The sequence below is a fragment of the Neorhizobium sp. 05N33 genome (assembly GCF_056397445.1).
Map to the genome: position 1 here is coordinate 615,833 of NZ_JBFTNK010000003.1, position 25,472 is coordinate 641,304.

Consider the following 25,472-nt stretch of genomic DNA (forward strand, 5'->3'; position numbering starts at 1 on the left):
TCCTTACGAAAACGTTATGGAATGCGCCAAAGAACGTAAGAACCCGCAAGGGGCAAATAAACGAGATGTGACCCTTCCGGGATCGCATCCAGGGGAAAATATATGGAGTATTTTATCCAGCAGCTCATCAACGGGCTGACTCTTGGATCCATCTATGGCCTTGTCGCAATCGGCTATACGATGGTTTATGGCATCATCGGCATGATCAACTTCGCCCATGGCGATATTTTCATGCTTGGCGGCTTTGCCGCTCTCATCGTCTTCCTGATCGCAACCTCCTTCTTCGCCGGCATTCCGGTGGCGTTGCTTCTGCTGCTGATGTTACTCGTCGGCATGCTGATGACGGGGTTGTGGAACTGGACGATCGAGCGGGTCGCTTACCGGCCGTTGCGCGGTTCATTCCGGCTTGCGCCGCTGATCACCGCGATCGGCATGTCGATCGTGCTGTCCAACTTCATCCAGGTGACGCAGGGCCCGCGCAACAAGCCGATCCCGCCGATGGTGACCGACGTCTTCCATATCGGCGGCATCACCATCTCGCTGAAGCAGGTGCTCATCGTCATCATCACGGCGGTGCTGCTGTTCGCCTTCTGGTACATCGTCAACAAGACGCCGCTCGGCCGCGCCCAGCGGGCGACCGAGCAGGACCGCAAGATGGCGGCGCTGCTCGGCGTTGATGTCGACCGGACGATCTCGATCACCTTCATCATGGGTGCAGCGCTCGCGGCGGTCGCCGGTGGCATGTATCTGATGTATTATGGCGTCGCCTCGTTCAACGACGGCTTCATCCCAGGCGTCAAGGCGTTCACCGCAGCGGTTCTCGGCGGCATCGGGTCGTTGCCGGGTGCTGTTCTCGGCGGGCTTCTGATCGGCCTCATCGAGTCGCTGTGGTCGGCCTATTTCTCCATCGCCTACAAGGACGTCGCCACGTTTGCGATCCTCGCTTTCGTGCTGATCTTCAAGCCGACCGGCATTCTCGGCCGGCCGGAAGTGGAGAAGGTGTAACATGACAGCTTCCACCGAAACCGGTCACCCGAACGTGCTTGCCAAGGCGGTACGGGAAGGACTGTTCGCCGGCGTCATCGCCTTTTTCATGTTCCTGCTGTTCGTCGGCATCGAGACCTATCAGGACATCAACAACGCGCTCGTCTGGCGCACCCGCTGGGGTCTGCTGGCGATCTTCGTGGCTGTTGCTGCGGTCGGCCGCTTCCTGACTGTCGGCTTCATCAAACCGCATGTCGACCGTCGCAAACTCGCCAAGGCAAAGAGTGGAGTTCTCGAGATTTCCGAGAACAAGAGCTTCTTCCACCGGCATTTCCTCAAGATCGCGCTGGTTTTCCTGCTGGTCTATCCCTTCCTGTCGCTGCTGATCGTCGGCAAGCAGGGCTCGCTGAAATATGTCGACAATTTCGGCATCCAGATCCTCATCTACGTAATGCTCGCCTGGGGCCTGAACATCGTCGTCGGCCTTGCCGGACTGCTCGACCTCGGTTATGTCGCCTTCTATGCGGTCGGCGCCTATTCCTATGCGCTGCTGTCCTCCTATTTCGGCCTGTCCTTCTGGCTGCTCTTGCCGATGTCGGGCATTCTTGCAGCACTCTGGGGGATCATTCTCGGCTTCCCGGTTCTGAGGCTGAGGGGCGACTATCTCGCCATCGTGACGCTCGCCTTCGGTGAAATCATCCGCCTGGTGCTGATCAATTGGACCGACGTGACCAAGGGAACATTCGGGATTTCGGGTATCGCCAAGGCTTCGTTCTTCGGCATCTGGTCCTTCGATACCGGCAGCGCGAACAGTTTCGTCAAGGCCTGGGGCCTGTCGGCTTCCTCGGTCTATTACAAGATATTCCTGTTCTACATCATCCTGGCGCTCTGCATGCTCACCGCCTACGTCACCATCCGGCTTCGGCGCATGCCGATCGGCCGGGCCTGGGAAGCGTTGCGCGAGGACGAGATCGCCTGCCGTTCGCTCGGCATCAATACCGTCACCACCAAGCTGACCGCCTTTGCGACCGGCGCGATGTTCGGAGGGGTGGCTGGCTCCTTCTTCGCCACCCGCCAGGGCTTCGTGTCGCCGGAAAGCTTCGTCTTCCTGGAATCGGCCGTGATCCTGGCAATCGTCGTTCTCGGCGGCATGGGCTCGCTGACCGGCATTGCCATCGCCGCGGTGGTGATGGTGGGCGGTACCGAAGTGCTGCGCGAAATGTCCTTCCTCAAGGCCGTGTTTGGACCGGACTTCACCCCTGAACTCTACCGCATGCTGCTTTTCGGTCTGGCGATGATCATCGTCATGCTGTTCAAGCCGCGCGGCTTCGTCGGATCGCGAGAACCGACGGCCTTCCTCAAGGAGCGCCGGGCGGTTTCAGGAAGCTTTACCAAGGAGGGCCACGGCTGATGGCTCCCGGAACGACGACTATGACGAGTGGCATTGCTGGCGATACGATCCTCAAGGTCGAGCATCTGTCGATGAAGTTCGGCGGCCTGATGGCCATCAACGATCTGTCGCTGGAAGTGCGGCGCGGCGAGATCACCGCGCTGATCGGCCCGAACGGCGCCGGCAAGACGACGGTGTTCAACTGCATCACCGGCTTCTACAAACCGACCATGGGCATGCTCACCCTGCAGCGCAGGGACGGCAAGGAATACCTGCTGGAACGCCTGCGCGACTTCGAGATCCCCAAACTGGCCGGCGTCGCCCGCACGTTCCAGAACATCCGCCTGTTCTCGGGCCTGACGGTGCTCGAAAACCTGCTGGTCGCGCAGCACAATGCCTTGATGAAGGCATCGGGCTACACGATCCTCGGGCTTCTCGGCCTGCCGGCCTATAGCAGGGCCGTCGATGCCTCGATCGAAAAGGCGAAGTACTGGCTCGACAAGGCCGATCTGACCGATCGCGCCGACGATCCCGCCGGCGATCTTCCCTATGGCGCCCAGCGGCGGCTGGAAATCGCTCGCGCGATGTGCACCAATCCGGAACTGCTATGCCTCGACGAGCCGGCGGCCGGCCTCAACCCGCGCGAATCGGCGGCTCTCAACACGCTCCTGCATCAGATCCGTGACGAGGGCGCTTCGATCCTGCTGATCGAGCACGACATGTCGGTGGTCATGGAGATTTCCGACCATGTCGTGGTGCTGGAATATGGGCAGAAGATTTCCGACGGCTCGCCGGACCATGTGAAGAACGACCCACGAGTGATCGCCGCGTATCTCGGCGTCGAGGATGACGAGGTGGAAGAGGTGATTGCGGTAGAACTCGAGGGGGGCAATCACTGATGGCGGCCGAGAACCTTCTGAAAGTCGAGGCTGTCGAGACTTATTACGGCAATATCCGTGCGCTCGCAGGCGTCGATGTCGAAGTCAACAAGGGCGAGATCGTCAGCCTGATCGGTGCCAACGGTGCCGGCAAGTCGACGCTGATGATGACCATCTGCGGCAGCCCGCAGGCCCGAGCCGGCTCGATCATCTTCGACGGCGAGGACATCACCAAGCTGCCGACGCATCTGATCGCGCGGCGCCGCATCGCCCAGTCTCCCGAAGGCCGGCGCATCTTTCCGCGCATGACCGTCTACGAGAACCTGCAGATGGGGGCCGGCCTCGACAACCTCAAATATTTCAACGAGGACGTCGAGAAGATCTTCACGCTCTTCCCGCGCCTCAAGGAACGCCAGAGCCAGCGCGGAGGCACGCTTTCGGGCGGTGAACAGCAGATGCTGTCGATCGGGCGCGCGCTGATGGCCCGGCCGAAGCTGCTCCTGCTCGATGAACCTTCGCTGGGCCTGGCGCCGCTGATCGTCAAAGGCATTTTCGAGGCGATCAAGAAGCTGAACAAGGAAGAGGGCCTGACCGTCTTCCTCGTCGAGCAGAACGCGTTCGCGGCTTTGAAGCTCTCCGACCGCGGTTATGTGATGGTCAACGGCAAGGTGACGATGAGCGGTTCCGGAAAAGAACTTCTCGCCAATCCGGAAGTGCGCGCCGCTTACCTTGAAGGTGGACGGCATTGATCGCAAAGGTTGTACTTTTGACGACCGGAGGAATTTAGGATGCAGGGACTGTTTTTCGAAAGCGACAGCGGCGTGCGTTACCTCTTGCGTTTCCTCGTGCTGATGATCGGTTTCTGGACTGCCTGGCGGTCGGGCAAGGCCGCCGCCGAGGGCTGGAACGGCTATCCGACGGTGGTGGTCTATACGCTGCTACTCGGCGTGGCGATGCGTTTTCTGCACTATGCGCTGTTCCAGGGGCCGTTCATCAGCCCGTTCTACTACGTCCTCGACGTGATCGTCCTGCTCGTCTTTTCGGGCGCCGGATTCCGCATTCGCCGGACACGCCAGATGGTGCAGAATTACTATTGGCTCTACGAGCCGACTTCGGCTTTCTCCTTCAAGAAGAAAGATTGACAGCCGCACTTTTCTGTCCTCAGATTAGCTCGGGTTGAAATCATAAGTAACCTAGAGTGGAACATTTCCGGCGCAGTGATGGTGGGTATTGCGTCCGGTCTCGAAAAATCAGCTCACCTAAAAAATTGGGAGTAACTCGATGAAGAAGTCTCTTCTTTCCGCGGTTGCGCTGACGGCCATGGTCGCCTTCAGCGGTAGCGCATGGGCCGACATCGTTATTGGCGTCGGCGGTCCGCTCACGGGTCCGAACGCCGCCTTCGGTGCGCAGCTCCAGAAGGGTGCCGAACAGGCAGCAGCCGACATCAATGCCGCCGGCGGCATCAACGGCGAAAAGATCAAGATCGTCCTCGGCGACGACGTATCGGACCCCAAGCAGGGCATCTCGGTTGCCAACAAGTTTGCATCCGACGGCGTCAAATACGTGGTTGGCCACTTCAACTCCGGCGTGTCCATTCCGGCTTCCAAGGAAGTCTATGCCGAAAACGGCATGCTGGAAATCACCCCGGCTGCGACCAACCCGGTCTTCACCGAGCGTGGCCTGTGGAACGTCTTCCGTACCTGCGGTCGTGACGACCAGCAGGGCGGTGTTGCCGGCGCTTATCTCGCCGACAAGTTTAAGGGCGCGAAGATCGCCATCATCGACGACAAGACGCCTTACGGTCAGGGCCTTGCCGAAGAAACCAAGAAGGCAATGAACGCCAAGGGCCTCAAGGAAGTCATCCGCGAAGGCGTCAACGTCGGCGACAAGGACTTCTCGGCTCTCATCTCCAAGATGAAGGAAGCCGGCGTCTCGATCATCTACTGGGGCGGTCTCCACACCGAAGCCGGCCTGATCATCCGCCAGGCCAAGGACCAGGGCCTCAAGGCCACGCTCGTTTCGGGTGACGGTATCGTCTCCAACGAACTGGCTTCGATCGCCGGCGACGCCGTCGCAGGCACGCTCAACACCTTCGGCCCCGATCCGACGCTGAACCCGGCCAACAAGGACCTGGTTGCCAAGTTCAAGGCAGCCGGCTTCAACCCGGAAGCCTACACGCTGTATTCCTACGCAGCCGTGCAGGTCATCGCTGCCGGCATCAAGGCAACCGGCAAGGCCGACGACGCCGAAGCCGTTGCCAAGACGCTGCATGCAAAGGGTCCGTTCAAGACCGTTCTCGGCGACATTGCCTTCGACGCAAAGGGCGACCCGAAGATTCCGGGCTATATCATGTACGAATGGAAGAAGGGTCCGGACGGCAAGTACAGCTACTTCCCGCAGGGCTGAGCCGTTATCGGCAACCGTATCTTAGAAGGGAGCCCGGTCAAAAGCCGGGCTTCTTTGCGTTTGGGAGCACTTATAGGCGGCACGCCGGAGTCTCACTAAACCGGCAGCTGAATTCCGGACTTGGAAATCTCCACTATCTGGCATATCAAGGGTCAGGGCCTGTTAAATTCAGCCGAACCCGAAGGACGAGACGGGTTTCGCGCCTGGACTGCGTCGGGAAGATTTGAAAATGTGCGAGCATTTCCTGCATTTCCCCTCCTAACCGGGTACGAAATCCGTCACTTGGATTGGATGAATTCAACAGGTCCTAAGCCTGGATAATCCAATTTGAGGAGAGGTGATGTTATGGATCTGAGTGCCATTATTGCCCAGGTCATTGGCGGTGCCGTCGGCGGGGCCGCGGGTGGGAAAATCCTGAAGGATGCCGATCTCGGTCAGATCGGAAATATCATAGCCGGCGCGGTCGGTGGAGTTGGCGGTGGTTCAATCCTCGGCTCGCTTCTTGGAGCCGGCGGCGCGGCGGCTGGAGGCGTCGATTTTGCGGCGCTCGCTGGTCAGCTGGTCGGGGGCGGTATTTCCGGGCTTGTTGTTCAGATCGTCGTTGGTCTGGTCATCAACAAGTTTTTCAAAAAAGCCTGACTGCAGCGAAGCGTCTGTCGTCGCCACGCAGAGAAGCTTGTTCGTCGCTCGAAACGGTTCGCCGGATCGTTGTCGGCTACGCTGACCGCTCCTCGCCATGCAGCACATGCGCGGCCTTGACGGCGGCCGATGCGCGGTTTTCGACGCCGAGCTTCACATAGATCTGTTCCAGATGCTTGTTCACCGTGCGTGCCGAGAGGCCGAGGATGTCGCCGATGTCGCGGTTCGATTTGCCCTTGGCGATCCACAGCAGCACTTCGGATTCGCGCTGGGTCACCGGGAAATGCTGGCGCAGCACTTCGTCGTCGGGGCGTTTGTTGGCGGCCGTCAGGCGGAAAAGATGTTCGTCGGCACCGATCGCGCCGAGGAAGGAGAACTGCAGGCTCGCCCGGCCGTTCTGGACGAGGGCGAAGGCGACGTCGCGGGCAAAACCGGGCTTGTCACGCTCGGCCATCCAGGTGGAAATCCGGCGGGAAACGATGTCGAGCCCATCGTCGCTGTTGGTGGCCGCGTTGATCAGCCGTGTCGCCTGGGGGGTCGACCAGTGGATGGCGCCACTCGCCTTGACCGCCAGCAGGTGGCGGCCCGCGGCGTCGAGCGCCACACGGGCGCTCTGGGCCGAACGGGCATTGGAAAGGTGCACCCGGATGCGGGCGCGCAGTTCGTCGATGTTGATCGGTTTGGTCAGATAGTCGACGCCGCCGGAATCGAGCGCGTTGACCACATGTTCGGTCTCGGTGAGGCCCGTCATGAAGATGACCGGTACTTGCGCAACGGCGCCATTGGTCTTCAGCTTGCGGCAGGTCTCGAAACCGTCCATGCCGGGCATCACGGCGTCGAGCAGGATGAGGTCCGGGGTGATGCGCTCGACGATGTTGAGCGCCGACTGGCCGGCGGTGGCGATCAGCACCGAAAAGCCGGATTTTTCCAGCGCCTCGGTGAGGAAGCCCAGCGTTTCGGGACTGTCGTCCACGAGAAGGACGATATCGCGCGGCAGAGCAGTTTCAGCCATCACTCGTCCTTTCTGCCTCAAGTCGGCTCAGGAATTTCATATAACCGGCAAGGTCGAAGGCCTGCACGTAGGCGCCGAGTTCTTCCGTGAAGGGGCGGTGTTCCTCCTCCCGGGCGAGATCGGCGAGTTTCGCTTCGATACCGCGGACGTAGCCGATTTCGCCGAGCCGCAAAAGGTCCTGGACATGGTTCGTCCCCGGACTTTTGATCGGCTTTTTCGGGCCAACGACCGCCGGAACCACCGTTTCGTTCTCGTAGACCCAGACGAGGCCGAGATGGGCGGCGAGTTTGTCGGCAAGCCTGCGGATGTCGACCGGTTTGGCGATCGCGTCGTTATGGCCCTCGTCGCCGGAATGCGTCGCGATACCGTCGCCGATATTGGCCGAGAGCATGACGATCGGCGCCACCTGGCCGATCTCGCGCAGCCGCGAAACGAGCTGCCAGCCGCTCATGCCGGGCATGGAGATATCGACCAGGAACAGGTCCGGCGTCACGCCCTCGATCAATGTCAGGCAATCCGGCCCGCTATTGGCGGTCAGCACAACGAAATCCATCGGCACCAGCACCTCGCGCATCAGGTCACGATGGTCCTCGTTGTCGTCGACGATCACGATTGTGCGGCGCGGGCCGGTATAGGAGACGATCTTCTTTTCCGCCGCCGGTGTCGTGTTGGGCCGCTCGATGGCGGACAGCATCAGTCGCACCTTGAAGATCGAGCCTTCGCCCCTGGTGCTGGCGACCGCGATCTCGCCGCCGAGCGTATTGGTCAGCAACTGGGTGATGGTGAGGCCGAGACCGAGGCCGGGCATCGGCCTGATGCTTTCCGCCTCGCCGCGCTGGAAGGGTTCGTAGATGCGGCCGAGATCCTTTTCGGCGATGCCCCGACCGGTATCTGAGACGGTGAAGGTAGCGACCTGGCTGCGATAGGCGATGTCGAATTTCACCGTGCCTTCGTCGGTAAACTTAATCGCGTTCGAGAGAAGATTGACGAGGATCTGGCGCAGCCGCTTCTCGTCGGTGCGGACATATTGCGGCAGGGCGCGGGCGCGCTCGTGCTCGAAGGCTAGGCCCTTGGCCTGTGCCTGCAGGCCGAACATCTCGACGATCTGGTCGAGAAAATCCTGGATGTTGATCTCGTTGGAATAGACCTGCAGCCGGCCCGCCTCGATCTTGGAAATGTCGAGCAGCCCGTCGATCAGGCCCGACAGATGGTCGGCGGAGCGCTTGATGACCTTGATCGCCGACTGCCGCGGTGCGGGGATCGTCTCGTCGCGCTCGAGGATCTGGGCGTAACCGAGCACGGCGTTGAGCGGCGTTCGCAGCTCATGGGAAAGGCCGACGACATAGCGGCTTTTGGCGCGGTTGGCGGCCTCGGCGGTCTCCTTGGCATCCTGGAGTGCCGCGTCGGTCTTCTTGTGGGCGGCGATTTCCTTCAAGAGCAGCGTGTTTTGGCGGGAGGATTCCTCTTCCGCCACCACCCGGCTGTCATGGGCGAGCACATAGAACCAGGAAACGATGCCGGCGATGATCGCGAAGACGAAAAAGACGATCAGCACCGTGCCATAGATGACCTCGGCGTTGACGGGGGTTGCATGGCTGACCTGGTAGGCGATCATGCCGAGGATCGCGCCGATCATCGAGATCGAAAATACCGCCGTGGTGGCATAACGCCCGAGGCGCGTCGTCAGCCGGGTGATGACGCTTTCCGGCAGGAAGGAGCGAGCGACCGCGCCAACCTGGGTGTTCAGCCGCGCATGCGGCTTGCACATGTCGTGACAGCGACTATCGAGCGAGCAGCAGAGCGAGCAGATCGGCGCGGCATAGGCGGGGCACCACGCCATGTCCTCGTGCTCGAACGGGTGTTCGCAGATGGAACAGGTGATCGAGCCGACCGTCTTCCAGCTCTGGCGCGGTTTTCGGGCGAGGTAAAATTTGCCCTTGGTCGCAAAGGCGAGCGCCGGCGAAATCAGGAAGGCGATCAGCGTCACATAGGTGGCGAGCGAGGTCATCAACGGGCCGAACAGGCCGAAATGGGCGGCGAGCGCTATCGCCGCCGAGCCGAACATCGAGCCCAAGCCCACCGGGTTGATATCGTAGAGATGGGCGCGCTTGAACTCGATGCCTTCGGGCGACAGGCCCAGCGGCTTGTTGATCATGAGATCGGCCGAGATGGTGCAGAGCCAGGCCATGGCGATGATCGAGAAGATGCCGAGCGTCGCTTCGAGCAGCCGGTAGATGCCGAGCTCCATCAAAAGCAGCGCGATCACCACGTTGAACACCAGCCAGACGACACGGCCTGGATGGCTGTGGGTGAGGCGCGAGAAGAAGTTCGACCAGGCGAGCGAGCCCGCATAGGCGTTCATCACGTTGATCTTCAACTGCGAGACGACCACGAAGGCTGCCATCAGCAGCAGCGCGGCCGTATCGTTGGGGATCATGTAGCCGAAGGCCGCAAAATACATATGCGCCGGGTCTGCCGCCTCGCGGATCGGCACGGCGGTCGAGAGCGTCAGGACAGCGAGGAACGAGCCTGCCAGGAGCTTCGGCACGCCGACCACCACCCAGCCGGGGCCGGCGAGGAAGACGGCGAACCGGTGACGCCACTTGTCGAGGCCCTCCGGCGGCAGAAAGCGCAGGAAGTCGACCTGCTCGCCGATCTGCGGCATCAAAGCGAGGATGACTGCGGAGGCCGCGCCGAACTCGACCAGGTTGAACGGGGCTGGTCCGCCGACCTGGGCGTTCGAATGGCCGATACCGGCAAAGGCACGCCAGAGATCGAACTTCTCCCAATCCATGAAGGCGATGAACACGAAGGGGAGGATGTTGAGCACGATCCAGAATGGCTGGGTGATCAGCTGAAAGCGGGAGATCAGCTGCACGCCGTAGATGACCAGCGGGATGACCACCACGGCGCTGATGATGTAGCCGATCCAGGGCGGAATGCCGAAGGCGAGATCCAGCGCGCCGGTCATGATCGACGCCTCGATCGCAAACAGCATGAACGTGAAGCTCGCATAGATCAGCGAGGTGATGGTCGAGCCGATATAACCGAAGCTGGCGCCGCGGGTCAGGAGGTCGATATCGACGCCGTGGCGGATCGCGTAACGGCTGATCGGCCAGCCGATCGCCAACATGGCTATAGCGGCCGCGACGATCGCGAAAATTGCGTTGGTGGTGCCGTAGGAGAGGGTGATCGTGCCGCCGATCGCCTCCAGCGCCAGGAAGGAGATGGCGCCGATGGCGGTCTGGGAAATACGGCTGGAGGAAAACCGGCGGGCGCTCTTGGCGGTGAAACGGAGGGCGTAGTCCTCCAGCGTCTGGTTGGCGACCCAACGATTGTATTCACGCCGGACGGGAATGATGCGTTGCCGCGCTGCCATGCCTAATTTCTAGCACCTTTTGAGGAGAGACCGTCAATTGTGCACTTTCGGCTGAGGCGCGGCGTTTTGCAAGCAAAGTATGATGCGGTGCGGCAAATCCCCACCGCATCTTGGGACCACTTACATTGTGCGTGTCGGGCGCACGACGATCTCGTTGGTATCCACGTCTTCCGGCTGTTCGATCACATGCAGGATGGCGCGGCCGATCGCATCGGGCGTCAGGGCGACGCTGCGATAGGTCTTTATCGCATCCGCCGCGACCGGGTCAGTGATCGTGCCGGCAAGCTCGGATTCCACGACGCCCGGATAGACGCAGGTGACGCGGATCTTGTCGTTCTCCTGGCGCAGTCCATCGGAAATTGCCCGCACCGCGTATTTGGTGGCGCAATAGATCGCTGCGGTCGGCACCACGCCGAGGCCGCCTATCGACGAAATGTTGATGATCTGGCCGTACCCCTGGCCGTTCATGATCGACAGAACCGAGGCGATGCCGTAGAGCACGCCGCGGATGTTCACGTCGATCATCCGATCCCATTCCTCGACCTTCAGCGATGACATCAGCGACAACGGCATCAGGCCGGCATTGTTGATGATGACGTCGATGCGGCCGAATTCGGCCAGCACGAATTCGGCGAAGGCCTGAAAGTCCTGCCGATCGGTGACGTCGAGCCGGCGGATGCGGACGGTGCCGCCGGCCGCGGCGATCTCTTCGGCCAGCGCTTCCAGCCGGTCGGTGCGGCGGGCGCCGAGCACGACCTTGGCGCCGGCAGCGGCGAGGGTGCGCGCCGTACCTTCGCCGATACCGCTGCTGGCGCCGCTGATAAGAATCACTTTTTCAGTGATTTGAGTCATGTTGCTGATCCTCTGTGCGAGGCAGCGGCGGCATGCCGCTGCAGGCACGGGATCTATGCGCCGGATGCGCGGCCGACCGGTATCAAGGTCCTCCGCAGTTCTTGCACGATCGTCCGAGCCTGCATCTGCGGCTATTTCAAAAGCGGCCAGAGCGTTGCGACCAGCAGCAGCGCCATGACGATGTTGAACCATTTAAGTCGGGCCGGATCGGACAGGAACTGCCGAAGCGCTACGCCGAAGCCGGCCCAGACGGCGACGCTCGGCAGGTTGACGATGGCGACGACGAGGGTGATCAGCATGACTGACACGAAGGGGTTTTCGGCGCTGGCATAGGCCGCCATGGCGGTGAGCGCGGCGACCCAGGCTTTCGGGTTGACCCACTGGAAGGCGGCGGATTCGAGGAAGGTGAGCGGCCGGGCGGCGCTCGCGTCGCTGTTGGGGACGGAGCGGGACATGGCGATCCGCCAGGCAAGGTAGAGCAGGTAGGCGCCGCCGGYGATCTTCAATGCCAATGCGAGCGGCGGATAAGCCGTCAGCAGGGCGCCGAGGCCGAAGCCGACCGCCAGGAGCACCGATGAAAGGCCGATGGTGATGCCGAGGATCTGCGGCACGGTGCGCCGGAAGCCGAAATTGGTGCCCGAGGCAAGCAGCATGAAATTGCTCGGCCCCGGCGAAACCGAGCCGACAAGCGAAAAAAGGGCGATTGCAAGAATGGTTTCAAGGGCCATGGCAAAGGGTCTCCCACGCGGGGAGGTTGCTCCCGGCGGCGTTAGGGCGTCTGGTTGTTCAATCGAGATTCCGGGTGGCGGGATTCTAGAGGTGGCGGATGCCGAGCTTGCCGCCCCATTTGCCATTCAGGTAGTCACAGACGAGCCGGCGATGGCAATGGTGCGGCTTGTCTTCCGAGCAGAGCAGACAGGAGCCATCGAACTCTTCTGCCTTGAAATGATCTTCCACCTTGCGTTCAGCCATCAAGCCAAGGAAATCATTCTGGAAAACATTCCAGTCGCCTTTCTCCTTCTTGAAGGCAGTCATGATCTCCTCGGTCGGCGCCAGCAGCGGTTCGTGCACATAGCCGGCACCGCAGATCGTCTTCAGGAAGAAGGCGAGGTCGTCCGATTTGGCAAACCCCGCAAGCTGCGAGGTGTTGTGGAGGCGCACGTCCAGGACCCGCTTGACGCCCGCCGCCTTGATGCGGCCGAAGAAATCTTCGGCGGTCGTCTTGGTGAAGCCGATCGTGGTGACGTCCATGCTCATGCTTCTCTTCCTATCGCAACGGGCTCGTCAGGCGACCTCTTTCAAGCCCGATATTCCGCCACGCCGGCCCGTTTGCCTATTGTCAATATTGACATTTTTGATAGTGTTCTTGCCATGAAGCTACAGATCCTTGCCCTCGATCCCGTTTTCGATACCGGCCTGTCGACCATGCTCGACGTGTTCACCATGGCAAACGAGCTTGCGGCGATGCTGTCGCTCGATGTGCCGGCCTTCGATGTGTTGGTCGTCGGCGTGCGCAAACAGGTGAAGACGGCGCATGGGCTTGCGGTGCCGATCTCCGGAAGTTTCGATCCGAAGGCCGGCGGCTGGCTGATCGTGCCGGCGATTGCCTGCAAGATGCCGGACGTGCTGGTGCCCGCCCTCGACCGTCCCGACATCCGCGATGCGGGGGCGGTGTTGCGCGAGGCCAACGCGGCGGGCATGAATATCGCCGCCGCCTGTATCGGCACGTTCGTGCTCGCCGAATCCGGCCTTCTCGACGGGGAGAAATCGACGACCAGTTGGTGGCTCGCGCCGCTCTTCCGCCAGCGCTATCCCTCCGTGCAGTTGGAGGACGGTCAGATGCTGGTGAAATCCGGCTCTCTGGTGACGGCGGGCGCCGCACTCGGTCACATGGACATGGCGCTCTGGCTGGTACGGCAGGTGAGCCCGGAGCTTGCCGGCCTTGTGGCGCGCTACCTCATCGTCGACAACCGGCCGTCGCAGTCGGCTTACGTAATCACCGACCATCTTTCGCATGCCGATCCCCTGGTGCAGCGTTTCGAGCGCTGGGCACGCAGCCGTCTCGGGGAGGGGTTTTCGCTGGACAACGCGGCCGATGCGGTCGGCGCCAGCAAGCGAACGCTGGCCCGGCGCATGCAGCAGGTGCTCGGCAAGTCGCCGCTCTCCTATTTCCAGGATCTGCGTGTCGAGCGTGCGGTGCATCTCCTGAAGACCAGCGACAAGAGCCCCAACGAAATCGCCGGACTCGTCGGTTATGCGGATGGCGTTACGCTACGGGCATTGTTGCGGCAAAAGACTGGCCGCGGCGTGCGCGAGGTGAGGGCGGGCGGTTAGGCTAGACTTCCCTGCGCCGCAGCAGGTAATCGAGACCGCCGACCCGGAACCAGCGATAGGCATAGGCGTCGAGCAGGAGACGGTGCCGGCCGTTGGCGTCCGCCTCGCTGTTACCGCCGTCTGCGATATCGATGAGAAGATCGCCGTGCTCTCCGATACCGACCACGAACGTTACTTCGACCGGCTTCGAATTCAGATTGTGGACTACCAGCACGGAATTGTCGCGCCAGTCATAGCGGAGCGCCAGCACGCCGTTGTCCCCGGTGTTGAGGGTTGTACAGGCCCCCCAGCCGATCTCCGGGGCTTCCTTGCGCATCCGAATCAGGCGCTCCGTCCAGTTCAACATCGAGTTCGGGTCGCGCCGCTGCTCCGCGACGTTGATGTGCTCAAAACCGAACAGACCGCCGCTGATGACCGGCAGGACCGGCTTTTCGTTCTTGGTGAAGCCTCCATGCGGCTCGGTCGACCATTGCATCGGTGTGCGGGCGCAGTTGCGCTCCGGCAGCGACAGGTCGTCGCCCATGCCAATCTCGTCGCCGTAACGCAGGACCGGCGTGCCGGGCAACGAAAACAGCAGGCTATAGGCGAGTTCAAGGCGCCTCCGGTCGTTCTCCAGCATTGGCGCCAGCCGCCGTCGGATGCCGCGGTTGTAGAGCTGCATATTCTTGTCCGGCCCGAATTCCGAGAACACTTTCTGGCGCTGTTTTTCGCTCAGCCGACCGAGATCGAGCTCATCGTGATTGCGCAGGAACATGCCCCATTGTCCCGTTTCAGGCCGATCGCTGGTATTGACGATCGCTTTTGCGAGCGGACCGGCGTCGCCGGAGGCGAGCGCATAAAACAGTGCCTGGTTGACGTGAAAGTTGAACATCATCTGCATGCGGTCGCCGTCATCGCCAAAATAGGCGAGATTTTCCTTCGGCACGACATTGGCTTCGGCAAGGATAATCGAATCTCCGAGCCGCCATTGCAGGAATTCGCGGAAAACCCGGAGCATGTCGAACTGCTCCTTCGGCTTTTTCACCTCGGCACCCTTTTCGGCGATCACGAAGGGCACCGCGTCCATGCGAAAGCCGGAAACACCGAGCTGGATCCAGAACCCCATTATTTTGAGGATTTCCGCCTGCACATGCGGATTGGAGGTGTTGAGATCCGGCTGGAATTCATAGAAGCGGTGAAAGTAATACTGCTTGGCCTTTTCGTCATAGGTCCAGGTAGTCTTCTGCACGCCCGGGAACACCATGCCCTCGTCGGCGTTCGCCGGCTTCTTGCCGGACCAGATATACCAGTCGCGATAGCGGGAGTCCGGGTTGCTTCGGGCGTCCTGGAACCAGGGATGCTGGTTGGAGGTGTGGTTGACCACGAGATCGATCAGCACCCGGATGCCGCGCTGCCGGGCTCCGTGAGTGAATTCGACGAAATCGCCGAGCGTGCCGTAGCGCGGGTCGACATTGTAATAGTCGGAGACGTCGTAACCGTCGTCTCTACCTGGCGAGGTCTGGAACGGCATCAGCCATATGGCGCTGACGCCGAGGCCCGAGAGATAATCGAGCCGCCGCTGCAGCCCCTGGAAATCGCCGATCCCGTCGCCATTGGCATCCATGAAGGTTTCCACGGAAAGGCAGTAGACGATGGCGTTCTTGTACCAGAGGTCGTTGATCACGGGGCAGCTCCTCGGATGGTTGGCGGATCCGGGGAGGCAAGCGCATGAGGCCGGGAAATGTTCCCGAGAGGGAACCGCCAGGCCCCAAGAATTTACGCGGCGCGGTCTACCCGCACCGGCTGCCAGACTGAAATGTCGCGCGGGCTGGCGAGCAGGTCCGGCAGGGCCGCGTGCCAGGCCTCGCGATAGGGGCGTTTCAACTGGACGTCCAGCACATCGGCGTGATCCTCCCAGGTCTCATAAAGCATCATGTGGTTCTCATTCTCGGGATCGGCATGCAGCATGGCATTGTGGAACATCGGCTCGTGCCGCATGGCATCGAGCACGCCGTTCAGAAGCGTCAGGAAGCGGTCGCGCTGACCTGGGAGGATATCGAAACGAATGACATAGGTGACGGGCATCGGGCCGATCCTTTCGCGCTGCAAAGCTGGATAGTGGGATAGATGCCATCCGTCGCCGGGTCGATTACCTCGGAGGTCATATATCGCACGCGCAATGCGCGCCTGCCCATCAAGGATGACGGTCTCGTTACCGGAAGAGAGACAGGATGTTTTGCGCGTCCGAATTGGCGATGGAAAGCGACTGGGTCGCGAGTTGCTGCTGGACTTGCAGTGCCTTGAGCCTGCTCGACGCCTCGGTCATATTGGCATCGACGAGGCGCCCAATGCCTCTGTCGAGACTGTCGGCGAGACTGTTTCCAAATGCTTCCTGCATCTCGATCCTCGACCTGAGCGAGCCAAGGTAGGCGCCGGCCGATATAGCCTTCTGCTGCATCTCGTCGAGAACCAAGGTAATCGTCGGAAAGTCGATGTTGGGATCGGTGACGTCGATATCGAGAATATCGATACCCTCCGGCGGCAGCGTCCGGGTGTGAACTGGCGGCTGTACCGTGATCAGCTCCGCGGCGAGAGGAATGATGGCGCGGAAGAAGATATTCGGCGTCCCGCCCTGAGCCGTCAACAAGGCGTCGGAGGGCGCCTTGTTGAGAAACGTTGCCTGCTGGAGGACTTTCGCCCAATCGGCCGTGTTTTCAATATCTCCATCGAAGCCGTATCCGATCTGGCCCCCGAGGGCCTGATCGACGACATTCTTGGTGATGACGAACGTATCGTTGGACGTACCCACTGAGAAGGGGACCGTGACGACGTCGAATTTCGTAATCGTGAAGGGTTGGTCGAATACCGGACCCGGTACGTCGCCATAACCGGATGTCGAAAATCCGAGCAATCCACCGATCGTGCCGAGGCCATAACCCAGATCCGGATCAGGTTCTTTCTGCAGAATCCCGCCGCCGCCATTCTTGAACAGTACGAGTTTCGACAGGTCGACGTCGATGGTCTTAACGGCGACGGTTCCGTCCTCGCTGCGATCGAATGACGATACGACAGAAGTCTTGGCGCCTGTTTCGCTAGCCTCGCCCTTCATGTCCGACCGCAACCAGTTCTGACCGGCGAAAGTCGCGGAGTTGGATATCGAGACGATCTGCTGCTTCAACTGCTCCAGTTCTTCCTGGATCTTCTTCTTGTCTATTCCGTCCTGCTGGGCGGAAACGACCTTGGCCATGAACGCCGCCAGGATATCGGTCGTCGCAGCCATGCCTTCATAGGCCGTATCGACTTTTGCGGCTCCGAGGCCAAGGGCGTCGCGCACGGTCGAGAGGGCACCATTGTCCGACCGCATGGTGGTGGCGATCGACCAGTAAGCGGGATTGTCGGAGGCCTGTTCGATACGCAAGCCGGTCGAGACCTGCCGTTGCGTGCCAAACATCTGGCTGTCGAGGGAGCGAAGCATTTGGAGCGCGGAGGCAGCTCCAGCATTCGTGAGGATGCTACTCATGGGATCTACACCGAACCAACTCCCCCCGCCCTACATGAGCGTCGGATCATAAAATCCAAATATGGTTAATATATCAATAAGTACGCTCGATGGTGGCCACGCCGACCTGCTTGGCTGAAGATGCCAGCTGGGCGTGGGATTTCTACCCCCGGCATCCCTCTTCCCCCTTCTCCCCCACCGGTACGTCATTCGACGTATACGGTTTTGCGATGCAGCAACCGATAGTCGCTTAAGCAACGGTTAAGTTCTTCGTTGCGGACGAACGAGAAGAGGGGTTCGAACCAATGACATTCAAGTCCAAATCGGGCAAATCCAAACTGGGTGGCGCGCTGCTCGCTGCCGTAATGTCAGCGACGGCGCTGCAGGGTGCTTTCGCCGCTGACGACACCATCAAGATCGGTGTTCTGCACTCGCTTTCGGGCACCATGGCCATCTCTGAGACCACCCTCAAGGATGTCATGCTGATGCTCGTCGCCGAGCAGAACAAGAAGGGCGGCGTGCTCGGCAAGAAGCTCGAAGCCGTCGTCGTCGACCCGGCGTCCGACTGGCCGCTGTTTGCCGAAAAGGCCCGCCAGCTGATTTCGCAGGACAAGGTGGCGGCTGTTTTCGGTTGCTGGACCTCCTCTTCGCGCAAGTCGGTCCTGCCGGTCTTCGAAGAGCTGAACTCGATCCTGTTCTACCCGGTCCAGTACGAGGGTGAAGAATCCTCGCGCAACATCTTCTACACAGGCGCTGCCCCCAACCAGCAGGCCATTCCGGCCGTCGATTATCTGGCGAAGAAAGAAGGCGTCAAGCGCTGGGTTCTCGCCGGTACCGACTACGTCTATCCGCAGACGACCAACAAGATCCTCAAGGCCTATCTGATGTCGAAGGGCGTTGCCGAATCCGACATCATGGTCAACTACACGCCGTTCGGTCATTCCGACTGGCAGACGATCGTCTCGGACATCAAGAAGTTCGGCTCGGCCGGCAAGAAGACCGCCGTCGTCTCGACCATCAACGGCGATGCCAACGTGCCGTTCTACAAGGAACTCGGCAACCAGGGCATCAAGGCTGAAGACATCCCGGTCGTCGCGTTCTCGGTCGGCGAAGAAGAACTCGCCGGTCTCGACACCAAGCCGCTGGTCGGGCATCTGGCCGCCTGGAACTACTTCCAGTCCGTCGATGCGGACGTCAATGCCGAATTCATCAAGGAATGGCATGCGTTCACCAAGAACGACAAGCGCGTCACCAACGACCCGATGGAAGCCGCCTATATCGGCTTCAACGCCTGGGTAAAGGCCGTCGAAGCCGCCGGCACCACCAACACCGATGCCGTGCTGGACAGCATCATCGGCGTCTCCGTTCCGAACCTGTCGGGTGGCACGTCCACCGTCATGCCAAACCACCACATCACCAAGCCGGTGCTGATTGGTGAAATCCAGGCTGACGGCCAGTTCGACATCGTTCAGGAAACTGCGCCTGTGGTCGGCGACGAGTGGTCCGATTACCTGCCGGACAGCAAGAACCTGATCTCCGATTGGCGCAAGCCGATGTCCTGCGGCAACTTCAACGTTGCTTCCGGCAAGTGCGGCGGCAAGGGCAGCTGATCCGATTGCCTTCTAGATGTTCATCGACATCATCGCGGGCGGCGTTCAGTCGCCCGCGATCTCGCAAGGGGGTTCCAATGACGAGCAAAGTTGCTTTCCGCGTTCTGCAGAGCCTTGGTCTTCTGCTCTGCCTGATCTTTTCTCTCGCCGCGCCGTCGTTCGCGCAGCAGACCGATCCCAAGCCGCTGATCGACGCGCTCTCCAAGGCGGATTTCGGCGAAGCTGAAAAGCTGATCGGCCAGCTCGCCGCCACAGGCGATGCGCGGCTCGTGCCGGCGCTGAACGCCTTTTCCGAGGGCGATCTCTATTTCCGCAAGTCGGACAACCTGGTGTTCATCGGCAAGGCGGTCGGCTCCAGCTACGAACTGACTGATCCGGTCACCGGCGCCTCTGCCGGCCAGGCCGCCAAGAACGCCGTCACGAAGATCAAGATCAACAACAGCCTTCGCCGTGTCATCCGCTCGGCCATGGGCGGCCTGACGCTGATGAGCCCGGATCGCGAGGTCCGGCTGCAGGCGGCCGATGCGGTGCTCCGCTCGCCGAGCGCCGAAAACCTCGAACTCCTCGAAACCGCAATCTCCAAGGAGACGGACGGCGAGGTCAAGGCCCGCATGGTAGAGGCGCGCGCCGTGTCGCTGCTCTCCTCCGATCGCTCCATCGATGAAAAGCGCACCGCGATCCAGACGATCAAGAACTATGGCGGCCGCAACGCGATCGGCATCCTGATGGGTGCGTCCGCGGGGCTCGATCCGAGCCTCAAGGGCGATGTCGATGCGGCCATCGCCAGTATCGAAAGCGGCCAGAGGCTCTGGGATATCGGCCAGAACGTCTGGTACGGCGTTTCGCTCGGCTCGGTCCTGCTTCTGGCGGCGATCGGGCTCGCGATCACATTCGGCGTCATGGGCATCATCAACATGGCGCATGGCGAAATGGTCATGCTCGGCGCCTATTCCACCTTCGTGGTGCAGCAGGTCATCCGCGACCATGCGCCCGGCCTGTTCGACTGGTCGCTGGCGATCGCGCTTCCGGTTGCCTTCCTCGTCACCGGCGCCGTCGGCCTGGTCGTCGAACGCGGCGTCATCCGCTTCCTCTACGGCCGGCCGCTCGAAACGCTGCTGGCCACCTGGGGCGTCTCGCTGATCCTGCAGCAGACGATCCGCTCGATCTTCGGCCCCACCAACCAGGAAGTCGGCAATCCGTCGTGGATGTCCGGTTCCTTCCCGGTCGGCGGCATGACGATCACCTGGAACCGCATGTGGATCATCGCCTTCTCGCTGTCGATCTTCGTGGCGCTGCTGGTGGTGATGAAAAAATCCTCCTTCGGCCTCAACATGCGCGCCGTCACCCAGAACCGCCGCATGGCCTCGTCAATGGGCATCAAGACGCCCTGGGTCGACGCTTTCACCTTCGCCCTCGGCTCCGGCATCGCCGGCATTGCCGGTGTCGCACTCTCCCAGATCGACAACGTCTCGCCGAATCTCGGCCAGAGCTACATCATCGACAGTTTCATGGTCGTGGTGTTCGGCGGCGTCGGCAATCTCTGGGGCACGCTGGTCGGCGCGCTGTCGCTCGGGGTGCTCAACAAGTTCCTCGAACCATCGGTCGGCGCCGTGCTCGGCAAGATCCTGGTTCTGGTGCTGATCATCCTGTTCATCCAGAAACGTCCGCGCGGTCTCTTCGCGCTCAAGGGAAGGGCGGTGGAAGCATGATTTCCGGCTTTGTCTTCCGCGCCCTCAAGGGCCGCATTGTCGCTGCCGTCGGCATCCTTCTCGGCATCGGCATCCTGGTGCCGGCACTCAACCTTCTGACCCCGCCCGACAGCGCCATCCATATCCCGACCTACGCCATGGCGCTGTTCGGCAAGTATCTCTGCTATGCGCTGCTGGCGCTGGCGCTCGATCTCGTCTGGGGCTATTGCGGCATCCTCTCGCTTGGCCATGGCGCCTTCTTCGCGCTCGGCGGTTATGCGATGGGCATGTACCTGATGCGCCAGATCGGCCCGCGCGGCGTCTACGGCAACCCGATCCTGCCGGACTTCATGGTGTTCCTGAACTACAAGGAACTGCCGTGGTTCTGGCACGGCTTCGACTGGTTCATCTTCGCCATGGCGATGGTGATCGTCGTGCCCGGCCTGCTCGCCTTCATCTTCGGCTGGTTCGCCTTCCGCTCCCGCGTCAACGGCGTCTATCTGTCGATCATCACTCAGGCGATGACCTACGCTTTGCTGCTTGCCTTCTTCCGCAACGACATGGGCTTCGGCGGCAATAACGGCCTCACCGACTTCAAGGACATTCTCGGCTTTTCTGTTCAGGCGGACGGCACGCGTGCGGTCCTGTTCTTCATGTCGGCGCTGATGCTGTCGCTCTGCCTGATCCTTGCCTCGGCCATCGTCCGCTCGAAGTTCGGCAAGGTGCTGGTCGGGGTGCGTGATGCGGAAAGCCGGGTGCGCTTCCTCGGCTTCCGGGTCGAGAACATCAAGCTCTTCACCTTCGTCGTTTCCGCCATGATGGCGGGGATTGCCGGCGCGCTGTTCGTGCCGCAGGTCGGCATCATCAATCCGGGCGAATTCGCGCCCGCCAACTCGATCGAAGTGGTCGTCTGGACGGCGGTCGGCGGGCGCGGCACGCTGATCGGCCCGATCATCGGCGCGATCCTGGTCAATGGCGGCAAGAGCTTCTTCACCGGCGCCTTCCCGGAAATATGGCTGTTTGCGCTCGGTGGTCTGTTCATCGCCGTGACGCTCTTCCTGCCGAAGGGCATCGTCGGAACGATCCAGCACGGCTTGAAGGCTCGGCATGCGTTGAAGGCGGCGGCGGATGCCGAAAAGGGCAGGGGTGACGCCACCACGGTGGCGCAAGCCCAGGCGGCGGAATAGGGGCACGCAACCATGAACATGATTTCCGAAACACGACAGAAAAGCCTGCTCTATCTCGAAAACGTCTCGGTCTCCTTCGACGGCTTCAAGGCGCTCAACTCGCTGTCCTTCGTCGTTGAGCCCGGGGAACTGAGGGCGATCATCGGCCCGAACGGCGCCGGCAAGACGACGATGATGGATATCATCACCGGCAAGACAAGGCCCGATACCGGCACGGTGCTGTTCGAGGATACGATCGACCTCACCAAAAAGGACGAGGCTGATATCGCCCAGCTCGGCATCGGCCGGAAATTCCAGAAGCCGACGGTGTTCGAAAGCCACACCGTGTGGGACAATTTGGAACTGGCGCTCAACCGGTCGCGCGGCGTGTTCGCCACCTTGTTCTATACGCTTTCAGCGGAGGACAAGGCCCGCATCGAGGAGATCCTCGAGACGATCCGCATGACGCATCGCAAGAACGAGTATGCCGCCAATCTCAGCCACGGCCAGAAACAGTGGCTGGAAATCGGCATGCTGCTCGCCCAGGAGCCGAAACTTCTGCTGGTCGACGAACCCGTCGCCGGCATGACGGACGCGGAAACGGCGGAGACGGCGGTGCTGCTCAAGGAAATCGCCAAGACCAGGTCGGTGGTCGTCGTCGAGCACGACATGGGTTTCATCCGCGAACTCGGCGTCAAGGTAACCTGCCTTGCGGAAGGTTCGGTACTTGCTGAAGGCTCGATCGATTTCGTTTCGAACGATCCCAAGGTGATCGAGAATTATCTGGGGCGCTAACATGCTGACAGTCAACAACGTCAACCTTCACTACGGCGCAGCGCAGGCGCTGCGCGGCGTCTCCATTCACGCGGATATGGGCAAGATCACTTGCGTGCTGGGGCGGAACGGCGTGGGGAAGAGTTCTCTTCTCCGCGCCGTCACCGGCCAGCATCCGGTCAGCGCCGGCACGATCAGCTTTCAGGGGGAAGTGCTGAACGGTCTCGCGCCCTATAACCGCGCCAAGCACGGCATCGGCTACGTGCCGCAGGGCCGGGAAATCTTTCCGCTCCTGACAGTTCAGGAAAATCTCGAAAGCGGTTACGCGCCGCTCGCCCGCAAGGACAAGTTCATTCCCGACGAGATATTTTCGCTGTTTCCGGTGCTGAAATCGATGCTCGGCCGGCGCGGCGGCGATCTCTCCGGCGGTCAGCAGCAGCAGCTTGCAATCGGCCGTGCCATGGTTACCCGTCCGAAGATCCTCGTCCTCGACGAGCCGACCGAAGGCATCCAGCCGTCGATCATCAAGGATATCGGACGGGCGATCCGCTACCTGCGCGATTCAACTGGCATGGCCATTCTCCTAGTGGAACAGTATCTGGACTTCTGCCGGGAGCTTGCCGACCAGGTCTACATCATGGATCGTGGCGAGATTGTGCACGAAGGGGCGGCAGAGACTCTGGATACGGCAGAAGCAAGGCGGCATCTGACCGTCTGAGACTGGTATTTTTACTGGTGAATGTTTGTATCGTTTCGCAGCACTTCGTGCGTTTCAAAGGCCGCTAATATATGTTAACAACACTGCGTTTTCAGGGCATTCCGCATAATTGTTGACAACCCCCGCACCCCATGATGAGGCGCTGATGGTCTTTGCACGCGTTGCCGGTTTCTTCTCTCGTTCCGCTCTTACACGCATGGTTACGGTAGGAGCGGTTTTTTTGGGCGCCACGACCTTCCTGGGGTCGATGACCGGCAGCGCCCTTGCCGCAGGCTGCGGCCAGCCGATGGAAGCGGGTCGCCACCCAATCACCATCGAAACCGACGGTATCGCCCGTTCGGCAGTCTATTTCATTCCCTCGTCCTATACCGGCAAGGACAAGGTTCCGCTGGTTTTCGATCTCCATGGCAGCCACAGCAACCCTGAAGGGCAGCTGAACAGAAGCTCCTGGGACAAGGTTGCCGAGAAAAACGGCTTCATCGTTTTGGCGCTGCAGGGGAGCCTGCCCGGAAGCTCCGCGGGGACCTATGCCTGGAACGTGCCTTTCGTCACCGTGCAGCAGGGCGGCCTCGACGAGATCGCCTATATCCGGCAGGCTATCGCGACCGCCAAGCAGCAATTCTGTGTCGATCCGGCCCGCATCTATGCCTCGGGTTATTCGGGTGGCGGCCGCATGTTGTCGGCTTATCTCTGCTCGGGTCATGAYGATTTCGCGGCCGCCGGCTTCGTGCATTCGCTGCGCGCCGGACGTCCGGTCGAGGCCGACGGGAAATGGGGCCCCGATGCGCAGGGCTGCAATCCGGCCAGGCCCATCTCGATCATGGCCTTTGCCGGCGTCAAGGATGCGGCAAATCCTTACGCTGGCGGCGGCAGCGCCTATTGGCAATACGGCTTCAAGACCGCGATCCAACGCTGGACGGAACTCGACGGCTGCAAGGGCAATGGCGACGTAAAGACCGTCGACGGTGTGACCTTCAGTCTCTACGGCACCTGCAAGAACGGTGCACGCGTCGCATCCTACGTCTTCGCCAACGGCACGCATGATTGGCCGAAGCCGGTTGCCGCTACGGAAGCCGTGATCGCCGCCGCCAAGGACGGGGCAGCGAGCGTCACCAAGGTGGCTGCGGTGACCGTCTCCAAGCCGGCATTCGACGCCAATGTTGATCCGGCTTCGCGGATGTGGGAGTTCTTCGGCAAGGCCGACAGCACCGACGTGATCGCCACTGCAACGCCGGCCAAGATCGGTTCGACGGCCAAGTCTGGCACGGGCGTTGCATCGGGTTGCGGAACCGAAGCCGATCTTCAGGGGACGACGTGCAACAGCAACCAGCCGATCGATATGCGCCGCAGCGGGCAAGGGGTGCAGGACGCCTTGTAACCAAGGCTTTCGGCGGGCGGACACGGCTCGCCGAATTCTACCAGGAAGGCTGCGCAAAAATTCGCCTCCCGGAAACATTTTCGCCTGAAATGGAGGCGATTTTAATCAATACGTCGGGGGGACTGACGGGCGGCGACGTGATCGAATGGTCCGTCGCCGCTGCCGCTTCCACAAGACTGTCGGTCACCACCCAGGCGAATGAGAAGATCTACAAGGCCTCGTCCGGCACGGCCTCCGTCTCCACCCATGTCACCGTCGGCGAGGACGCATCGGTCCACTGGCTTCCCCAGGAAACCATCCTTTTCGACCAGTCCTCGCTGACCCGCCGGCTTGACGTCGATCTTTCCGAAAGGTCCGAATTTCTGGCCGTCGAGGCGGTCCTGCTCGGCCGCAAGGCGATGGGCGAAGCGGTCGCGAATGGTTTCTTCCGCGACCGCTGGCGGGTGCGCCGGTCAGGTCAGCTGATCCATGCGGAAGAGATGAAGTTCGAGGGCGAGATCGAACAGCTCTCTCAAGCTGCTGCCGTGCTCTCCGGCCAGGTCGCCTTCGCGACGCTGTTTTACACCGGCCCGCTCGCCGAAATGCTCTTCCCGAAACTCCGCCAGATTGTCGACGGCACGCCTGGCGGAGCCAGCCTGTGGAGCGGCGGAGCCAGTCACTGGAACGGCAAGCTGATCGCCCGGCTGGTGGCCCCGACCGGCTTCGACTTGAGAAAAATCCTGACACCGGCAATTTCCGTATTGCGTAACGGCGCGCCAGTGCCGAAAGTCTGGAACATCTGATCTT

General features: G+C 61.1%; 23 protein-coding genes. 15 read left to right on the plus strand and 8 right to left on the minus strand.

From position 1 onward, the window contains the following. Positions 1-102: 102 nt before the first annotated feature. The 7 genes from AC1DLT_RS11765 (at position 103) to AC1DLT_RS11795 (ending at position 6,297) form a co-directional block, all read left to right on the plus strand. A complete protein-coding gene (locus tag AC1DLT_RS11765; protein WP_038544603.1) occupies positions 103-1,005 on the plus strand; it encodes a branched-chain amino acid ABC transporter permease in 903 nt (300 codons plus the stop codon). Between the two features lies 1 nt (position 1,006). After that, entirely contained in the window at positions 1,007-2,395 is a 1,389-nt protein-coding gene (livM, locus tag AC1DLT_RS11770) for a high-affinity branched-chain amino acid ABC transporter permease LivM (protein WP_247038014.1), read from the plus strand. Continuing rightward, the gene (locus AC1DLT_RS11775; protein ID WP_247038012.1) at positions 2,395-3,273 is read left to right on the plus strand and encodes an ABC transporter ATP-binding protein; all 879 of its coding nucleotides are present in this window, start codon (positions 2,395-2,397) and stop codon (positions 3,271-3,273) included. The genes livM and AC1DLT_RS11775 overlap by 1 nt, the downstream gene beginning before the upstream one ends. Further along, a complete protein-coding gene (locus tag AC1DLT_RS11780; protein ID WP_247038010.1) occupies positions 3,273-4,001 on the plus strand; it encodes an ABC transporter ATP-binding protein in 729 nt (242 codons plus the stop codon). The genes AC1DLT_RS11775 and AC1DLT_RS11780 overlap by 1 nt, the downstream gene beginning before the upstream one ends. Before the next feature lie 39 nt (positions 4,002-4,040). Next, positions 4,041-4,394, plus strand: a complete 354-nt coding sequence (locus AC1DLT_RS11785) for a DUF6867 family protein (RefSeq protein ID WP_038544595.1) — start codon at positions 4,041-4,043, stop codon at positions 4,392-4,394. A gap of 139 nt (positions 4,395-4,533) precedes the next feature. Beyond that, positions 4,534-5,658, plus strand: coding sequence for a branched-chain amino acid ABC transporter substrate-binding protein (locus tag AC1DLT_RS11790; RefSeq protein ID WP_477486834.1), 1,125 nt, complete (start codon positions 4,534-4,536; stop codon positions 5,656-5,658). 345 nt (positions 5,659-6,003) lie between these two features. Continuing rightward, positions 6,004-6,297: a hypothetical protein gene (locus AC1DLT_RS11795; protein WP_038544591.1), complete on the plus strand. Its 294-nt coding sequence runs from the start codon at positions 6,004-6,006 to the stop codon at positions 6,295-6,297. Between the two features lie 76 nt (positions 6,298-6,373). Here the strand turns inward: AC1DLT_RS11795 and AC1DLT_RS11800 are convergent, their stop codons facing one another. From AC1DLT_RS11800 to AC1DLT_RS11820, 5 genes are all read right to left on the minus strand, one after another. Further along, positions 6,374-7,309 (minus strand): response regulator, encoded by a 936-nt coding sequence (locus AC1DLT_RS11800; protein WP_477486835.1) that lies wholly within the window; start codon positions 7,307-7,309, stop codon positions 6,374-6,376. Continuing rightward, on the minus strand, positions 7,302-10,688 hold the full coding sequence (locus AC1DLT_RS11805) for a hybrid sensor histidine kinase/response regulator (RefSeq protein WP_477486836.1): 3,387 nt from the start codon (positions 10,686-10,688) through the stop codon (positions 7,302-7,304). Before AC1DLT_RS11805 ends, AC1DLT_RS11800 begins: the two co-directional genes overlap by 8 nt. 120 nt (positions 10,689-10,808) lie before the next feature. Further along, the gene (locus AC1DLT_RS11810) at positions 10,809-11,540 is read right to left on the minus strand and encodes an SDR family oxidoreductase (RefSeq protein WP_477486837.1); all 732 of its coding nucleotides are present in this window, start codon (positions 11,538-11,540) and stop codon (positions 10,809-10,811) included. A gap of 131 nt (positions 11,541-11,671) precedes the next feature. After that, a complete protein-coding gene (locus AC1DLT_RS11815; protein ID WP_477486838.1) occupies positions 11,672-12,268 on the minus strand; it encodes a LysE family translocator in 597 nt (198 codons plus the stop codon). Positions 12,269-12,353: 85 nt separating this feature from the next. Then, positions 12,354-12,797: a DUF488 domain-containing protein gene (locus AC1DLT_RS11820; protein WP_477486839.1), complete on the minus strand. Its 444-nt coding sequence runs from the start codon at positions 12,795-12,797 to the stop codon at positions 12,354-12,356. Between the two features lie 114 nt (positions 12,798-12,911). On the opposite strand from AC1DLT_RS11820, the gene AC1DLT_RS11825 reads away from it, so the two are divergent. Continuing rightward, a complete protein-coding gene (locus tag AC1DLT_RS11825; protein WP_477486840.1) occupies positions 12,912-13,874 on the plus strand; it encodes a GlxA family transcriptional regulator in 963 nt (320 codons plus the stop codon). 1 nt (position 13,875) lies between these two features. Here the strand turns inward: AC1DLT_RS11825 and AC1DLT_RS11830 are convergent, their stop codons facing one another. The 3 genes from AC1DLT_RS11830 to AC1DLT_RS11840 form a co-directional block, all read right to left on the minus strand. Further along, positions 13,876-15,537 (minus strand): alpha-amylase family protein, encoded by a 1,662-nt coding sequence (locus AC1DLT_RS11830; protein WP_477486841.1) that lies wholly within the window; start codon positions 15,535-15,537, stop codon positions 13,876-13,878. A 92-nt stretch (positions 15,538-15,629) separates the two neighbouring features. Next, complete coding sequence (locus AC1DLT_RS11835; RefSeq protein WP_477486842.1) at positions 15,630-15,938, minus strand: putative quinol monooxygenase; 309 nt, start codon at positions 15,936-15,938, stop codon at positions 15,630-15,632. A 127-nt stretch (positions 15,939-16,065) separates the two neighbouring features. Next, positions 16,066-17,373 carry a flagellin N-terminal helical domain-containing protein gene (locus AC1DLT_RS11840; protein ID WP_477486843.1) on the minus strand — a complete coding sequence of 436 codons (1,308 nt, stop codon included), beginning with the start codon at positions 17,371-17,373 and terminating at the stop codon, positions 16,066-16,068. A 284-nt stretch (positions 17,374-17,657) separates the two neighbouring features. On the opposite strand from AC1DLT_RS11840, the gene urtA reads away from it, so the two are divergent. From urtA to AC1DLT_RS11875, 7 genes are all read left to right on the plus strand, one after another. Next, positions 17,658-18,962 (plus strand): urea ABC transporter substrate-binding protein, encoded by a 1,305-nt coding sequence (gene urtA / locus AC1DLT_RS11845; RefSeq protein ID WP_038544573.1) that lies wholly within the window; start codon positions 17,658-17,660, stop codon positions 18,960-18,962. Between the two features lie 77 nt (positions 18,963-19,039). Continuing rightward, the gene (urtB, locus tag AC1DLT_RS11850; RefSeq protein WP_477486844.1) at positions 19,040-20,671 is read left to right on the plus strand and encodes an urea ABC transporter permease subunit UrtB; all 1,632 of its coding nucleotides are present in this window, start codon (positions 19,040-19,042) and stop codon (positions 20,669-20,671) included. Continuing rightward, positions 20,668-21,837 (plus strand): urea ABC transporter permease subunit UrtC, encoded by a 1,170-nt coding sequence (gene urtC / locus AC1DLT_RS11855; RefSeq protein ID WP_477486845.1) that lies wholly within the window; start codon positions 20,668-20,670, stop codon positions 21,835-21,837. Before urtB ends, urtC begins: the two co-directional genes overlap by 4 nt. Before the next feature lie 12 nt (positions 21,838-21,849). Further along, positions 21,850-22,611 (plus strand): urea ABC transporter ATP-binding protein UrtD, encoded by a 762-nt coding sequence (gene urtD, locus AC1DLT_RS11860; protein WP_157885157.1) that lies wholly within the window; start codon positions 21,850-21,852, stop codon positions 22,609-22,611. Between the two features lies 1 nt (position 22,612). Beyond that, a complete protein-coding gene (gene urtE, locus AC1DLT_RS11865) occupies positions 22,613-23,308 on the plus strand; it encodes an urea ABC transporter ATP-binding subunit UrtE (RefSeq protein ID WP_007762131.1) in 696 nt (231 codons plus the stop codon). A gap of 220 nt (positions 23,309-23,528) precedes the next feature. Continuing rightward, the gene (locus tag AC1DLT_RS11870; RefSeq protein ID WP_477486846.1) at positions 23,529-24,686 is read left to right on the plus strand and encodes a CE1 family esterase; all 1,158 of its coding nucleotides are present in this window, start codon (positions 23,529-23,531) and stop codon (positions 24,684-24,686) included. Next, positions 24,623-25,468: an urease accessory protein UreD gene (locus AC1DLT_RS11875; RefSeq protein ID WP_038544569.1), complete on the plus strand. Its 846-nt coding sequence runs from the start codon at positions 24,623-24,625 to the stop codon at positions 25,466-25,468. Before AC1DLT_RS11870 ends, AC1DLT_RS11875 begins: the two co-directional genes overlap by 64 nt. Positions 25,469-25,472: the final 4 nt, after the last annotated feature.

What these genes read in the sequence shown, in the direction of transcription:
- AC1DLT_RS11825 (WP_477486840.1), top strand. Translation starts at nt 12,912, where the DNA reads ATGAAGCTACAGATCCTTGCCCTCGATCCCGTTTTCGATACCGGCCTG.
- urtD (WP_157885157.1), top strand. Translation starts at nt 21,850, where the DNA reads ATGAACATGATTTCCGAAACACGACAGAAAAGCCTGCTCTATCTCGAA.
- AC1DLT_RS11785 (WP_038544595.1), top strand. Translation starts at nt 4,041, where the DNA reads ATGCAGGGACTGTTTTTCGAAAGCGACAGCGGCGTGCGTTACCTCTTG.
- livM (WP_247038014.1), top strand. Translation starts at nt 1,007, where the DNA reads ATGACAGCTTCCACCGAAACCGGTCACCCGAACGTGCTTGCCAAGGCG.
- AC1DLT_RS11795 (WP_038544591.1), top strand. Translation starts at nt 6,004, where the DNA reads ATGGATCTGAGTGCCATTATTGCCCAGGTCATTGGCGGTGCCGTCGGC.
- AC1DLT_RS11820 (WP_477486839.1), bottom strand. Translation starts at nt 12,797, where the DNA reads ATGAGCATGGACGTCACCACGATCGGCTTCACCAAGACGACCGCCGAA.
- urtC (WP_477486845.1), top strand. Translation starts at nt 20,668, where the DNA reads ATGATTTCCGGCTTTGTCTTCCGCGCCCTCAAGGGCCGCATTGTCGCT.
- urtE (WP_007762131.1), top strand. Translation starts at nt 22,613, where the DNA reads ATGCTGACAGTCAACAACGTCAACCTTCACTACGGCGCAGCGCAGGCG.
- urtB (WP_477486844.1), top strand. Translation starts at nt 19,040, where the DNA reads ATGACGAGCAAAGTTGCTTTCCGCGTTCTGCAGAGCCTTGGTCTTCTG.
- AC1DLT_RS11835 (WP_477486842.1), bottom strand. Translation starts at nt 15,938, where the DNA reads ATGCCCGTCACCTATGTCATTCGTTTCGATATCCTCCCAGGTCAGCGC.
- AC1DLT_RS11765 (WP_038544603.1), top strand. Translation starts at nt 103, where the DNA reads ATGGAGTATTTTATCCAGCAGCTCATCAACGGGCTGACTCTTGGATCC.
- AC1DLT_RS11805 (WP_477486836.1), bottom strand. Translation starts at nt 10,688, where the DNA reads ATGGCAGCGCGGCAACGCATCATTCCCGTCCGGCGTGAATACAATCGT.
- AC1DLT_RS11840 (WP_477486843.1), bottom strand. Translation starts at nt 17,373, where the DNA reads ATGAGTAGCATCCTCACGAATGCTGGAGCTGCCTCCGCGCTCCAAATG.
- AC1DLT_RS11780 (WP_247038010.1), top strand. Translation starts at nt 3,273, where the DNA reads ATGGCGGCCGAGAACCTTCTGAAAGTCGAGGCTGTCGAGACTTATTAC.
- AC1DLT_RS11775 (WP_247038012.1), top strand. Translation starts at nt 2,395, where the DNA reads ATGGCTCCCGGAACGACGACTATGACGAGTGGCATTGCTGGCGATACG.
- AC1DLT_RS11810 (WP_477486837.1), bottom strand. Translation starts at nt 11,540, where the DNA reads ATGACTCAAATCACTGAAAAAGTGATTCTTATCAGCGGCGCCAGCAGC.
- AC1DLT_RS11790 (WP_477486834.1), top strand. Translation starts at nt 4,534, where the DNA reads ATGAAGAAGTCTCTTCTTTCCGCGGTTGCGCTGACGGCCATGGTCGCC.
- AC1DLT_RS11800 (WP_477486835.1), bottom strand. Translation starts at nt 7,309, where the DNA reads ATGGCTGAAACTGCTCTGCCGCGCGATATCGTCCTTCTCGTGGACGAC.
- urtA (WP_038544573.1), top strand. Translation starts at nt 17,658, where the DNA reads ATGACATTCAAGTCCAAATCGGGCAAATCCAAACTGGGTGGCGCGCTG.